We start from the raw sequence: 13,732 nt of genomic DNA, 5'->3' as shown, positions 1-13,732 counted from the left end.
AGAGGGCAGGGTGAGGGGATAAATCAGAACACGTTAAACGGATATTCCACGTAAGCGCGGATCTCATCCCCGCCCACGTTGTAGTCGCTGGCGTTGCTGGAGACGCGCAGCACGGAGTAGCGCAGGCGCAGCGTCAGGTCTTTCGCCGGGCCGTCCTGAACCTTGTACTGGAGCTGGTTAAACCACTCGTGCTCTTTGCCGTTGCTGGTTTCAGACGTTTTAATGTTGTCGCCGCGCACGTAGGCCGTGGTCCAGCTCAGGCCCGGCAGGCCGAGGCCACCGAAGTCCAGGCCGTAGGATGCCTGCCATGAGCGTTCGTCTTCGCCGTTGAAATCAGACCAGTAGGAGTTCGCCAGCCAGATGGTGTTGCCGCCGTCACCCACGCCGCCCTTGTCGCGATAGCCGCCGTAGTTGTAGCCGGTGCTGCCGCTGCTCTGCTGGTACGCCACCTTGAAGGTATGAATATCCCAGATGTAGCTCGCCGCCAGGCTCCAGATGGTGTTGCTGCGGCCCGTGTCGAGGCTGTCCGCGTAGCCCTGATCCAGTCGCGAGTTGTAGCCGTTGAAGTCGAGCACCAGCTGCTGTCCGGTGCTGAACGGCTGTTTGAAGTTCATGCCCAGATACTGCTTGTTCATCACCTCTTCGTTATGAGAGGCGTACAGCGCGCCGCTGAACTGATCGTTGAACTGGTAGCTTGCGCCGCCGAAGGTCAGGCTTTTCAGACCGCTGTCGTGGCGGTCGTCGCTTTTACGCTGCTCGTCGGTGAAGTAACCGGCGTTCACTTCCAGCCCGTCGATCTCTTTCGAGGTCAGCAGGGTGCCGGTGTAGCTTTCAAACAGCAGGCGGGAGCTGTCGGCAGTAACGATTGGCAGCTCGGGACGCTGGTTCCCGTAGCTCAGCAAGGTATTGGAGATGCGCATTTTGGCCGTCGCGCCAAACTTCGCCAGAGCGGATTTTGCCCGGCCGTCGTCTTCCTGCTTAAAGAAGTCGATGCCGCCCGCGCCGCTCTTGCCGCGGCCGCCGTCCAGACGCACGCCGTACTGCGCGATACCGTCCACGCCAAAACCCACCAGCCCTTCGGTATAGCCGGATGCAAACGTGGCGACGATGCCCTGACCCCATTCGGCTTTATCCTGCTGGCCCTGATGGTAATCACGGCTGATATACGCATTGCGTAAAAACAGGTCTAAATGGCTGTCGTCGATAAAACCCTGGCTGTCGGATTGCTGGCTTGCAGCGGCAGGTAATGCGGCGAATAAACTTAAAGCAATTAACGATAATTCTTTTTTCACGGAGGGAACGTCTCTGTATGGATATATTAATTTGAATGACTGCGCGTTTGATAATTACCGGAAAGGTTAACGATTGCAATAATTATGTGACCAGACGTTTCAGAGGATGGGCCAGATTTGGCGGGGCTTGCGGGGGTATTATCGATATGTGCTGTTAAGTTGGCAATTCATGCGAAATAAAAGGGAGGCAACTCTGCCTCCCCATAATATTATTTAATTCCGTCTGCGGCCATTCGGTCGCGAATATGCTGCGCGCGTTCAACCGAGGCCGGGTGATCGTCAAACATGGAGCTTTGACGACCCTCTTCCAGCTTGGCCAGTTTTTCAAAGCTGGTGGCTAAACCGGATGGATTAATGCCGCGTTTGCGCAACAGATCGTAGGAGTAATCATCTGCCTCAGATTCCTGACGCTGGGAGAACTGGGAGTTGACCAGCTTCTCGCCCATGTCGCCGATCTGGGACTGGGACAGGCTGCCGACGATGCCGCCCGCAGAGGCCGCCGCCGCACGAACGGCGTTGGTGCCCAGCGCAACCTGCATGCCTTTCTTCACGTGGCCGAGCGCGACGTGGCCCATTTCGTGGCCGATGACCGCTTCAACTTCGTTGTCGGTCATCATGTCCATCAGCCCGCTGTAGACGCGGATACAGCCATTCGCCATCGCGAAGGCGTTCACGTCTTTCGCCACGTACACCTTGTAGTTTACCGGCTGGCCGTTGATGTTATCGCCCAGCGCGGAAGCAATCTTATTCAGACGCTGCGTATAGGTACTGTTTGCCGGGGCGAGTGTAGCTTTGGCATCCATATCTTTACAGGCCTGATCGCTGAGCGTTTTAACCTGCTCGTCGCTCAGGGAATACGCCTGGAAGGCTTCTGCACCAGACGACATCAGGCCATTAGAATCCATGTTCTGACAGCCGCTCAGCAGGAGCGTCGTACCCAGGGCCAGCACTATTGCACGCATTTTCATGATGTTGCTTCCGTACTCGTTAATCTGAATAAAATCCGAAAAGTGCACCGTCAGCGAAGCCGGTGTCGGGCTAAGTATAAGGAATATCGACAGGGGCGAGCGAGGAGATTGCGCAACATGCGAGCATGATCCAGAGATTTCTTAACACGCAAAAGAATGCTCCATGTACATGACTTGCGGCTTGGGTTACATTGTTGGCACTTTTTTCCGGCGTAGCCCAAAACGCGCTGTCGTCAAGGGCATGGCCTTTAACAGTCCGATCTGGAGTTAAAATGTCCTCACGTAAAGAGCTTGCTAATGCTATTCGTGCGCTGAGCATGGACGCAGTACAGAAAGCCAAATCCGGCCACCCAGGGGCCCCTATGGGTATGGCTGATATCGCCGAAGTCCTGTGGCGTGATTTCCTGAACCACAACCCGCAGAACCCGTCATGGGCTGACCGTGACCGCTTCGTGCTGTCCAACGGCCACGGCTCTATGCTGATCTATAGCCTGCTGCACCTCACCGGCTACGACCTGCCAATCGAAGAGCTGAAAAACTTCCGTCAGCTGCACTCCAAAACTCCAGGTCACCCGGAAGTGGGTTACACCGCGGGCGTAGAAACCACCACCGGCCCGCTGGGTCAGGGTATTGCTAACGCAGTAGGTATGGCGATTGCTGAGAAGACCCTTGCGGCACAGTTCAACCGCCCTGGTCACGACATCGTTGACCACTTCACCTACGCGTTCATGGGCGACGGCTGCATGATGGAAGGCATTTCTCACGAAGTGTGCTCCCTGGCAGGTACCCTGAAGCTGGGCAAACTGGTTGCGTTCTATGACGACAACGGTATCTCCATCGACGGTCACGTTGAAGGCTGGTTCACTGACGACACCGCAGCACGTTTCGAAGCCTACGGCTGGCACGTTGTGCGTGGCGTTGATGGTCACGATGCTGACTCGATTAAACGTGCAGTAGAAGAAGCGCGTGCGGTAACGGACAAACCTTCTCTGCTGATGTGCAAAACCATCATCGGCTTCGGTTCTCCGAACAAAGCGGGCACCCACGATTCCCACGGTGCGCCGCTGGGCGATGCGGAAATCGCACTGACCCGTGAAGCGCTTGGCTGGAAACACCCTGCGTTTGAAATCCCATCTGACATCTACGCGCAGTGGGATGCAAAAGAAGTGGGCCAGGCGAAAGAAGCGGCCTGGAACGAGAAATTCGCTGCCTATGCGAAAGCGTTCCCACAGGAAGCGGCTGAATTCACCCGTCGTATGAAAGGCGACATGCCGTCTGACTTCGACGCGAAAGCGAACGAGTTCATCGCTAAGCTGCAGGCGAACCCGTCTAAAATCGCCAGCCGTAAAGCGTCTCAGAATGCGATTGAAGCGTTTGGTCCTCTGCTGCCTGAATTCCTCGGTGGCTCCGCTGACCTCGCGCCTTCTAACCTGACTATCTGGTCTGGTTCTAAAGCGATCAACGAAGACACTGCCGGTAACTACATCCATTACGGCGTACGTGAATTCGGTATGACCGCGATTGCCAACGGTATCTCCCTGCACGGCGGTTTCCTGCCGTACACCTCTACCTTCCTGATGTTCGTTGAATACGCTCGTAACGCCGTGCGTATGGCTGCGCTGATGAAACAGCGTCAGGTGATGGTCTACACCCACGACTCCATCGGTCTGGGCGAAGATGGCCCAACTCACCAGCCGGTAGAGCAGGTGGCTTCCCTGCGCGTGACCCCGAACATGAGCACATGGCGTCCATGTGACCAGGTTGAATCCGCGGTGGCGTGGAAATACGGCGTTGAGCGTCAGGACGGCCCAACCGCACTGATCCTCTCCCGTCAGAACCTGGCGCAGCAGGAGCGTACGCCAGAGCAGCTGGCGAACATCGCCCGCGGCGGTTACGTGCTGAAAGATTGCGATGGTCAGCCTGAGCTGATCTTCATCGCCACCGGTTCTGAAGTTGAGCTGGCCGTAGCGGCGTGGGAAAAACTGACTGCCGAAGGCGTTAAGGCGCGCGTGGTGTCCATGCCGTCTACCGACGCGTTCGACAAGCAGGATGCCGCGTACCGTGAAACCGTACTGCCTAAAGCGGTTTCCGCTCGCGTGGCGGTGGAAGCAGGTATCGCTGACTACTGGTTCAAATACGTGGGCCTGAACGGCGCTATCGTCGGCATGACCACCTTCGGTGAATCTGCTCCTGCAGAGCTGCTGTTCGAAGAGTTCGGCTTCACCGTTGAGAACGTTGTCGCTAAGGCGAAAGAACTGCTGTAATCGTTTGTCCGGTGCGGGCTGATGCCCTCACCCCGACCCTCTCCCACGGGGAGAGGGAGTATAAAGTAGGCCGGGTAAGCGCTAGCGCGCCACCCGGCTTTTTTGCAGGCATTATTCCATCAAAAATGTGACGCAAGTCATATAGCTGGCTTATTGGTCTGGGCAGAGATTCCTTTTATTCCCCGATTCGCTTATTCTTGCTGAAGCGTTTCAGTCGATTAAATGTTCGACAATTGACCAATCAATCGCAGTTTGTGACAGCAAAGATTCCCCTTCGGGCGTCGCTGGATTACTCTTTCAGCCACCTCAAACTCAGGGATAGCTTTGCAGGAGATCTATGACCGTACGCGTAGCGATTAATGGCTTCGGTCGCATCGGGCGCAACGTGGTTCGTGCTTTATATGAATCCGGGCGTCGTGCGGAAATAACCGTGGTGGCAATCAATGAACTGGCGGATGCTGCGGGCATGGCGCATTTGTTGAAATATGACACCAGCCACGGCCGCTTTGCCTGGGACGTTCGCCAGGAAAGAGAGCAGCTGTTTGTCGGCGATGATGCTATTCGCGTGCTGCATGAAAGCAGCATTGAAGGGCTACCCTGGCGTGAACTGGGCGTGGATGTGGTGCTTGACTGTACCGGCGTGTACGGCAATCGGGAACACGGCGAAGCGCATCTGTCCGCTGGCGCGAAAAAAGTCCTGTTCTCCCATCCCGGCAGCAACGACCTCGACGCCACCGTCGTGTTTGGCGTTAACCAGCACGAGCTGCAGCCTGAGCACCGCATTGTCTCCAACGCCTCCTGCACCACCAACTGCATTATTCCGGTCATCAAACTGTTAGACGATGCGTATGGCATTGAATCCGGCACCGTGACCACGATTCACTCCGCCATGCACGATCAGCAGGTCATCGACGCTTATCATCCGGACCTGCGACGCACTCGCGCGGCGAGCCAGTCGATTATTCCGGTAGATACTAAACTGGCTGCGGGGATCACCCGTATTTTCCCGCAGTTTAACGACCGTTTTGAGGCCATTGCCGTACGTGTCCCGACGATTAACGTGACCGCAATCGATCTCAGCGTGACGGTGAAAAAACCTGTAAAAGCCTGTGAAGTCAACCTGTTGCTGCAAAAAGCGGCACAGGGTGCATTTCATGGTATAGTTGACTATACGGAATTACCGTTGGTCTCAGTAGATTTTAACCACGACCCGCACAGCGCCATCGTCGATGGCACGCAAACGAGAGTCAGTGGCGCACACCTCATCAAGACGCTGGTTTGGTGTGATAACGAATGGGGCTTTGCTAACCGAATGCTCGACACCACGTTAGCAATGGCCGCTCAAGGTTTCAGGTAGGACGCATTGTGCGTCTGCAAAACTTTAAGAATCAACGAGAGGATTCACCATGTCTGTAATTAAGATGACCGATCTGGATCTGGCAGGTAAACGCGTTTTCATCCGTGCCGATCTGAACGTACCGGTTAAAGATGGCAAAGTGACCAGCGACGCGCGTATTCGTGCATCTCTGCCAACCATCGAACTGGCTCTGAAGCAGGGCGCTAAAGTGATGGTGACCTCCCACCTGGGTCGTCCAACTGAAGGCGAGTACAACGAAGAGTTCTCTCTGCTGCCGGTTGTTAATTACCTGAAAGACAAACTGTCCAGCCCGGTTCGCCTGGTGAAAGATTACCTGGACGGCGTAGAAGTCGCTGCCGGTGAACTGGTTGTTCTGGAAAACGTTCGCTTCAACAAAGGCGAAAAGAAAGACGACGAAGCGCTGTCTAAAAAATACGCTGCCCTGTGCGACGTATTCGTAATGGATGCATTCGGTACGGCTCACCGCGCGCAGGCCTCTACCCACGGTATCGGTAAATTTGCAGACGTTGCTTGTGCAGGCCCTCTGCTGGCTGACGAACTGGAAGCGCTGGGTAAAGCACTGAAAGAACCTGCTCGTCCAATGGTGGCTATCGTTGGTGGTTCTAAAGTTTCTACCAAACTGACCGTTCTGGATTCCCTGTCAAAAATCGCTGACCAGCTGATCGTAGGCGGTGGTATCGCGAACACCTTCGTTGCCGCTCAGGGCCACAACGTGGGTAAATCCCTGTACGAAGCAGACCTGGTTGACGAAGCGAAACGCCTGCTGACCACCTGTGATATCCCGGTCCCAACCGACGTTCGCGTAGCGACCGAGTTCTCCGAAACCGCAACCGCGACCCTGAAATCTGTTAACGACATCAAAGATGAAGAGCAGATCCTGGACCTGGGCGACGTTTCTGCACAGAAACTGGCTGAAATCCTGAAAAACGCGAAAACTATCCTGTGGAACGGCCCTGTTGGCGTGTTCGAATTCCCTAACTTCCGCAAAGGGACTGAAATCGTTGCTAACGCAATCGCAGACAGCGAAGCGTTCTCTATCGCAGGCGGCGGTGACACTCTGGCAGCAATCGACCTGTTCGGTATCGCTGACAAGATCTCCTACATCTCCACTGGTGGCGGCGCATTCCTCGAATTCGTGGAAGGCAAAGTACTGCCAGCAGTAGCAATGCTCGAAGAGCGCGCTAAGAAGTAAGCCATTCAAGGGCAGGGAAACCTGCCCAATTTTCAGCGCGCTTATAAGAGCACGCACCTTTTCTAACGGCCGAAGATACAGGACTAAGCAACATGTCTAAAATTTTTGATTTCGTAAAACCTGGCGTGATCACTGGTGATGACGTACAGAAAGTGTTCCAGGTAGCTAAAGAAAACAACTTCGCTCTGCCAGCAGTTAACTGCGTCGGTACCGACTCCATCAACGCCGTACTGGAAACTGCAGCCAAAGTTAAAGCTCCAGTTATCGTTCAGTTCTCTAACGGCGGCGCTGCGTTCATCGCAGGTAAAGGCGTGAAAACTGACGTTCCTCAGGGTGCTGCAATCCTGGGCGCTATCTCTGGTGCGCACCACGTACACCAGATGGCTGAACACTACGGTGTTCCAGTTATCCTGCACACTGACCACTGCGCGAAGAAACTGCTGCCGTGGATCGACGGTCTGCTGGACGCGGGTGAAAAACACTTCGCGGCAACCGGTAAGCCACTGTTCTCTTCTCACATGATCGACCTGTCTGAAGAGTCTCTGGAAGAGAACATTGAGATCTGTTCCAAATACCTGGCGCGCATGTCCAAAATGGGCATGACCCTGGAAATCGAACTGGGCTGCACCGGCGGTGAAGAAGACGGCGTGGACAACAGCCACATGGACGCTTCTGCACTGTACACCCAGCCAGAAGACGTTGATTACGCTTACACCGAGCTGAGCAAAATCAGCCCACGCTTCACTATCGCAGCGTCCTTCGGTAACGTGCACGGCGTTTACAAACCAGGTAACGTGGTACTGACCCCGACCATCCTGCGTGATTCTCAGGAATACGTTTCCAAGAAACACAACCTGCCGCACAACAGCCTGAACTTCGTCTTCCACGGCGGTTCCGGTTCTTCTGCTCAGGAAATCAAAGACTCCGTAAGCTACGGCGTAGTGAAAATGAACATCGATACCGATACCCAGTGGGCAACATGGGACGGTATCCTGGGCTACTACAAAACCAACGAAGCTTACCTGCAGGGTCAGCTGGGCAACCCGAAAGGCGAAGACCAGCCGAACAAGAAATACTACGATCCACGCGTATGGCTGCGCGCTGCCCAGACTTCTATGATTACTCGTCTGGAGCAGGCATTCAAAGAACTGAACGCGGTAGACGTTCTGTAATTTGAATTTTGCCCAATAAAAAAGGCTTCCTTCGGGAAGCCTTTTTTTTAGCCTGTAATACAGGTTCCTTTTTCGCCCGCCAGTATTTGCGGGGCGTCCTTCAGGGCGCCGATAAACGCCGTGTTTCCCGTTTGCTGCACGAACTGAATCACCGCTGCAGCCTTGGGCCCCATCGCACCGTCCGGTGCGGCAAAAGGTGCTAGCTCCTGCAACGTAACATGCCGAAGCGGGCGAGCCTGCGGCGTTCCCCAGTTTTCGTAGACCGCATCGGCATCGGTCAGGATCAATAAATGATCGGCGTGAATAGACTGCGCCAGCACCGCCGCGGTCAGGTCTTTATCGATGACCGCTTCCGTTCCCTGATAGCCCGCGCCCTCGGCGATCACCGGAATACCGCCCCCGCCACAGCAAATCACTACGTGGCCGGCAGCCATTAGCGCCGCGATTGCCTGGTGATCGACGATCTTCAGGGGAAGCGGAGAGGGGACAACGCGACGGATATACTTACCGTCTGCTTTCATCGTCCAGCCGTAGCGCGCCTCAAGCGCTGCCTGCTGCTCGGGCTGATAGACCGGGCCAATGTATTTTCCAGGCAGAGAAAAAGCCGGATCGTTCGCGTCCACTTCAACTCGAGTCATGAGCGTTGATACCGGAACGCTCCCCGCATACTGCGTCAGTTCCTGCGCGATAGCGGAGCCAATCATCCCCTGGCTTTCAGCAACCAGTATGTCCAGCGGCCAGGCAGGCGAGTCGGTATAGGCCGCATTCTGCAAGGCCAGCAGGCCGACCTGCGGCCCGTTGCCGTGAACGATGACCAGCTGGTAATCACTTCCCAGCGCGGCGACCATTCTGGCAAAGACCTTTATGCTGCGCTGCTGATTTTCTGCGCTCAGAACCTCTCCGCGCTGCAATAACGCATTGCCGCCAAGAGCAATAACTATTTTCTTTTTCATGATGACCTCTTTGGTAAATATCTCGCGGTCAAAATAAAGGTTTATGAAATCGGTAATGTGATAAACATTCCAGGTCGGCGACCACAAAAAATATCTCATTAATTAATCAGGTTTCGCTTTTGTTTATTTAATTAATTTTGAAAGTCATTATTAGATTTTTTTTAATAATATCGTCGTCAATTCCCAGGAATTTATAACAATAGATTTTGTGTGACGTTGTTCAAATGAAATAGCCTTGTACCTCGATACTGTAACGGCAGTTAAAACATCAAGCCTCACGTATCAGTGCGATAACAAGAGGTATTCAGCGGTAAATATTACCGGGAGATTGCTTATGTCTGCATCCTATGACGTGGCTGAGGCCACAAAGAAAAAAGGAATACCGGCCTGGTGGGTCACGATTTTCCTCTTCTGGCTAGGCTGGATTTTTATGTACGCCGACCGCACGGTATTAAATCCCGTGATGGGCGAGCTGGAAAAAGAATTTGGCTTGAGCGGAACGCAGTTAGGGATACTTAATTCAGTGTTCTATTTTTCCTATGCCTTATTGCAGGTCCCGGCCGGGATACTTGGCGATAAAATTGGCAAGAAAAAAGTGCTGGTTCCCGGCTTTATTCTCTTCGGCGTTTTTACCGCGGTGACCGGTTGGGCAAAAAGCTGGTACACGCTGCTCTTTGCGCGTGTTGTTACCGGCGCCGGGGAGGGGACATATTACGGCCCTCAGTACGGTTTATCCTCTGAACAGATCCCGAAAAAATACCGCTCGCTGGGCAGCGCGATAATTAACAGCGGTATGGCGTTCGGTATTGCCCTCGGCTTAATGACCTCCAGCTGGCTGGTCTATGACCAGGGTTACTCCTGGCGAATGCCGTTTTACGCAATGGCGATACCTTCCGTTCTGGTCGGGATTGCTATCTGGCTGTTCGTTAAGGAGAAGAAACGCACTGCCGATGCCGAAGGGCAAGCGGTTAAAAAAGGCAAGTTCAGCGATCTGTTTAAGAACCGTAACCTGATCCTGACTTACATCATGGTGTTCTGCAGCCTGTTTGGCTTCTTCGTGATCCTGACCTGGCTTCCTTATTACCTCCAGAACGAACGCGGCATTCCGGGCAGCGAAACCGGGTTTATCTCCTCGCTGGTGGCGTGGATCTCTATTCCGGGCGCGCTGCTGTTCTCCAGCCTCTCCGATAAGTTAGGCAAGCGTAAGCCATTAATTCTGTTTTTAGTGCCGGTGGCGATCGTCAGCATGTTGTCCATCGTCTGGATGCCAGGTATGACCGGCGTCATCGTCGCGCTCTGCGTGTACGGCCTGGTAGGCAAGCTGGCGCTGGATCCGGTGCTGGTGGCGCTGGTGGCCGACAGCGTGGATGAAAACAACTACAGCACCGCATTCGGATTATTCAACTTCATTGGTATGAGCTCATCCATTCTGGCACCGATTATTGCCGGGGCCGTTCGCGACATGACGGGAAGCCTGGCTTCCAGCTTCTATGTCTCCGCGGTGCTCCTGGCAATTGGTCTGTGCGGGATGCTGTTCTTAAAAGAGAAACGTGCATAAAGAGGTAGCGGTAATGATTTACGCCTTTGTTAAAAAGGGAAGTTTTCAGGATTCCGTCAGCCTGATGATTATTTCCCGCAAATTAAGCGAACACCCGGAAGTGGATCAGGTCTCCGTCATGATGGGAACCCCGGCGAATAAATCGATGCTGGAGTCAACGGGCTTCTGGCATGAGGAGTTTTCCCAGGCAACGCCGAACGATATTTGCGTCGCCGTACGCACCGGGTCCGAACAGCCCGAGATCCTGGATCTTATCCGCGAGCAGTTAGAGAAAGAGCTGAACGCGATTGCCACCGCGTCGGGGAGTTCACGCCAGCTGGTAAAAGCGCGGCGCTGGGAAAGCGCCTGCCAGAAACTGCCGGAGGCTAATCTGCTGCTGGTTTCCGTTGCCGGGGAGTACGCCGCGTCGGTCGCCCGGGAAGGATTGCTGGCGGATAAAAACGTGATGCTGTTTTCCGATAACGTGCCGGTCGCGCAGGAGGTTGAGCTGAAAACGCTGGCTCGCGAGCGAGGGCTGATCGTGATGGGGCCAGACTGCGGCACGGCGATGATTGCCGGCAGCCCGCTGGCTTTCGCGAACGTCCTGCCGGAGGGCGGAGTTGGCGTCATTGGCGCGTCCGGGACGGGCATTCAGGAAATCACCTCTCAGATTGCCCTTCACCAGCAGGGCATAAGCCATGCCATTGGTTTGGGGGGACGCGACCTGAGTGCTGAGGTCGGCGGCCTCAGCGCGCTCACCGCCCTGGAGATGCTGGCGGGCGATGAGGCAACAAAGGTCATCGCATTCGTTTCTAAACCGCCGTCGCCTGAGGTGCGCACCCGGGTTATTGCCGCCATGCAGGGCGTCGGTAAGCCCGTGGTTGCGCTGTTCCTCGGGAGCCAGCCGGAGCAGCGCCGCGACGGCAACGTCTGGCTTGCGCATTCGCTTTCCGATGCTGCACGGCTTGCGGTGCTGCTGATGCGCGTGGCTAACCAGCGCCAGACTCAGCCCGAGGTGGCGGGTAAACGCATTTGCGGTTTGTATGCCGGCGGTACGCTGGCGGCGGAAGCGGCGATGTTGCTTTCCGAGGGGCTGGGTATACCGCTGAGCGAAAGCCATCAGGATGGCGTCATGCTGGAGTCCGGAGGCCATCGCATCGTCGATTTAGGGGATGACAGCTACACCCTCGGCAGACCGCACCCGATGATCGACCCCACAACCCGCAGCATCGAAATTGAAAAGCTGGCCGCTCAGCCCGAGACGGGCGTTTTGCTGCTGGACGTGGTGCTGGGCTATGGCGCCTGTGCCGATCCTGCGGCGGCGGCGGTTGAGGCGATTGAAAGCGTGCGCTCGCAGCGCGCTGAGCCGCTGGTGGTTATCGCCACGCTGACCGGCACCGAGGCCGATCCCCAGGGGCGTAACGGGCAGAGCGAAAAGCTGCGGCAGGCCGGCGTCGCCGTTGTTGAGACGCTGGAAGAGGCCGTGTTGCTCGCCACCTGCCTGATCCAACCCCAGCCCACGAGCGCATCAGACAAGCACTGCGCGCTCCTCGACGGCGTTCAGGTCATCAATGCCGGACTGCGTAGTTTTGCGCTGGATCTGCAGAGCAGCGGGACGCCGGTTGTTCACTACCAGTGGGCTCCCGTCGCCGGCGGCAACGCCCGTCTTGCCAGTTTACTCAAACAGTTACATTAAGTTCAGAGGTACAGATATGTATTCATCTATTGCACAGGCCAATGAAGCCATCATTGAACGAATTAAAGCTGCGCGTCCGCACTGGGTGGCTGTCCGTCCTGCCAAAGAGGCGGTCGCCGAACTCTCCTCCGGGCGTAAGCTGTTGCACGCGGGCCCACCGATAGCCTGGGAAGAGATGACCGGGCCAATGCGCGGGGCGTGCATTGGGGCCACGCTGTTTGAAGGCTGGGCCGAGCGTGAAGAAGATGCGGTGCGCCTGCTGGAGCAGGGAGAAGTGGCGTTTATCCCGTGCCACCATGTGGGTGCCGTGGGGCCAATGGGCGGGATCACCTCGGCGAACATGCCGGTGCTGATCGTGCGTGATGTGGTTCATGGTAATCAGGCCTGCTGCAACCTGAACGAAGGCATCGGCAAGGTGATGCGTTTTGGCGCGTACGGTGAGGATGTGCAGCAGCGGCTGCGCTGGATGCGCGATACGCTGGCCCCGGTTCTGCAGGCAGCGCTGAGCGAAATTGACAACGGCATTGACCTGACGGCGATGATGGCGCAGGCCATTACCATGGGCGACGAGTTTCACCAGCGTAACATCGCCGCGTCTTCGTTATTACTGCGCACGCTCTCCCCGGTGATTGCGGGGCTGGATCGCCCGCAGGCTGACATCATAGAGGTGCTGCAGTTCCTGAGCGTAACCGACCAGTTCTTCCTCAACCTGGCGATGGCCTACAGCAAAGCGGTAATGGATGCGGCTGCGCAAATCAAGGCGGGTACCGTGGTCACGGCCATGACGCGCAACGGTCGCGAGTTTGGTATCCGCGTGAGCGGTACGGGCGACCGCTGGTTTACCGCCCCCGTGAATACCCCGCAGGGGCTCTTCTTTACCGGTTACAGCCAGGCGGACGCGAACCCGGATATCGGCGACAGCGCAATCACCGAAACGCTGGGAATTGGCGGTGCGGCGATGATTGCTGCACCCGGCGTCACGCGCTTTGTCGGGGCGGGCGGCATGGGCGCCGCGCTGGAAACGTCGGAAGAGATGGCTGAAATTTACCTCGCCAGTAACCCGCTCTTCCAGATCCCCTCCTGGGACTTCAGGGGAGCATGTCTGGGGTTAGATGTCCGTCGGGTTGTTGAAACCGGGATCACGCCGCTGATTAACACCGGTATCGCCCACCGCGAGGCGGGGATCGGACAGGTGGGGGCCGGCACGGTGCGCGCACCGCTGCCGTGCTTTGAAAAAGCCCTTGAGGCGCTCGCGGAGCTGTATCACGTTACCGCGTAAG

General features: G+C 56.0%; 10 protein-coding genes. 7 read left to right on the top strand and 3 right to left on the bottom strand.

From position 1 onward, the window contains the following. Positions 1-23: 23 nt before the first annotated feature. Together VPX56_RS18870 and loiP are read right to left on the bottom strand one after the other, a co-directional pair. Positions 24-1,292, bottom strand: a complete 1,269-nt coding sequence (locus tag VPX56_RS18870; RefSeq protein WP_326468259.1) for an OprD family outer membrane porin — start codon at positions 1,290-1,292, stop codon at positions 24-26. A gap of 209 nt (positions 1,293-1,501) precedes the next feature. After that, positions 1,502-2,260 (bottom strand): metalloprotease LoiP, encoded by a 759-nt coding sequence (gene loiP / locus VPX56_RS18865; protein ID WP_119936175.1) that lies wholly within the window; start codon positions 2,258-2,260, stop codon positions 1,502-1,504. A 272-nt stretch (positions 2,261-2,532) separates the two neighbouring features. Between loiP and tkt the strand changes: the two genes are divergently transcribed. The 4 genes from tkt (at position 2,533) to fbaA (ending at position 8,266) form a co-directional block, all read left to right on the top strand. Then, complete coding sequence (gene tkt, locus VPX56_RS18860) at positions 2,533-4,524, top strand: transketolase (RefSeq protein ID WP_326468257.1); 1,992 nt, start codon at positions 2,533-2,535, stop codon at positions 4,522-4,524. 337 nt (positions 4,525-4,861) lie between these two features. Beyond that, a complete protein-coding gene (gene epd, locus VPX56_RS18855) occupies positions 4,862-5,881 on the top strand; it encodes an erythrose-4-phosphate dehydrogenase (RefSeq protein ID WP_131633591.1) in 1,020 nt (339 codons plus the stop codon). A gap of 49 nt (positions 5,882-5,930) precedes the next feature. Continuing rightward, positions 5,931-7,094, top strand: coding sequence for a phosphoglycerate kinase (gene pgk / locus VPX56_RS18850; RefSeq protein WP_010435381.1), 1,164 nt, complete (start codon positions 5,931-5,933; stop codon positions 7,092-7,094). A gap of 92 nt (positions 7,095-7,186) precedes the next feature. Further along, the gene (gene fbaA / locus VPX56_RS18845; protein ID WP_131633592.1) at positions 7,187-8,266 is read left to right on the top strand and encodes a class II fructose-bisphosphate aldolase; all 1,080 of its coding nucleotides are present in this window, start codon (positions 7,187-7,189) and stop codon (positions 8,264-8,266) included. A 47-nt stretch (positions 8,267-8,313) separates the two neighbouring features. Here fbaA and VPX56_RS18840 read toward each other — a convergent pair whose 3' ends face one another. Further along, a complete protein-coding gene (locus VPX56_RS18840; RefSeq protein ID WP_326468253.1) occupies positions 8,314-9,219 on the bottom strand; it encodes a carbamate kinase in 906 nt (301 codons plus the stop codon). Between the two features lie 334 nt (positions 9,220-9,553). Here VPX56_RS18840 and VPX56_RS18835 point away from each other — a divergent pair, with 334 nt between their 5' ends. From VPX56_RS18835 to VPX56_RS18825, 3 genes are read left to right on the top strand one after another with little or no spacing between them, the layout of a single operon-like run. After that, positions 9,554-10,777 carry an MFS transporter gene (locus VPX56_RS18835; RefSeq protein WP_131633594.1) on the top strand — a complete coding sequence of 408 codons (1,224 nt, stop codon included), beginning with the start codon at positions 9,554-9,556 and terminating at the stop codon, positions 10,775-10,777. Between the two features lie 13 nt (positions 10,778-10,790). Next, on the top strand, positions 10,791-12,452 hold the full coding sequence (locus VPX56_RS18830) for an acyl-CoA synthetase FdrA (RefSeq protein WP_326468250.1): 1,662 nt from the start codon (positions 10,791-10,793) through the stop codon (positions 12,450-12,452). 16 nt (positions 12,453-12,468) lie between these two features. After that, positions 12,469-13,731, top strand: coding sequence for a YlbE family protein (locus VPX56_RS18825; RefSeq protein WP_263610366.1), 1,263 nt, complete (start codon positions 12,469-12,471; stop codon positions 13,729-13,731). Position 13,732 lies beyond the last annotated feature (1 nt).

This window comes from Enterobacter wuhouensis (assembly GCF_035835995.1).
GTDB classification, from domain to species: Bacteria; Pseudomonadota; Gammaproteobacteria; order Enterobacterales; family Enterobacteriaceae; genus Enterobacter; species Enterobacter wuhouensis.
This window is presented reverse-complemented; position numbering and strand designations above follow the sequence as displayed.

Bases quoted from the DNA above. Each gene is read 5' to 3' on its own strand.
- loiP (WP_119936175.1), bottom strand. From the start codon at position 2,260: ATGAAAATGCGTGCAATAGTGCTGGCCCTGGGTACGACGCTCCTGCTG.
- tkt (WP_326468257.1), top strand. From the start codon at position 2,533: ATGTCCTCACGTAAAGAGCTTGCTAATGCTATTCGTGCGCTGAGCATG.
- epd (WP_131633591.1), top strand. From the start codon at position 4,862: ATGACCGTACGCGTAGCGATTAATGGCTTCGGTCGCATCGGGCGCAAC.
- pgk (WP_010435381.1), top strand. From the start codon at position 5,931: ATGTCTGTAATTAAGATGACCGATCTGGATCTGGCAGGTAAACGCGTT.
- fbaA (WP_131633592.1), top strand. From the start codon at position 7,187: ATGTCTAAAATTTTTGATTTCGTAAAACCTGGCGTGATCACTGGTGAT.
- VPX56_RS18840 (WP_326468253.1), bottom strand. From the start codon at position 9,219: ATGAAAAAGAAAATAGTTATTGCTCTTGGCGGCAATGCGTTATTGCAG.
- VPX56_RS18835 (WP_131633594.1), top strand. From the start codon at position 9,554: ATGTCTGCATCCTATGACGTGGCTGAGGCCACAAAGAAAAAAGGAATA.
- VPX56_RS18830 (WP_326468250.1), top strand. From the start codon at position 10,791: ATGATTTACGCCTTTGTTAAAAAGGGAAGTTTTCAGGATTCCGTCAGC.
- VPX56_RS18825 (WP_263610366.1), top strand. From the start codon at position 12,469: ATGTATTCATCTATTGCACAGGCCAATGAAGCCATCATTGAACGAATT.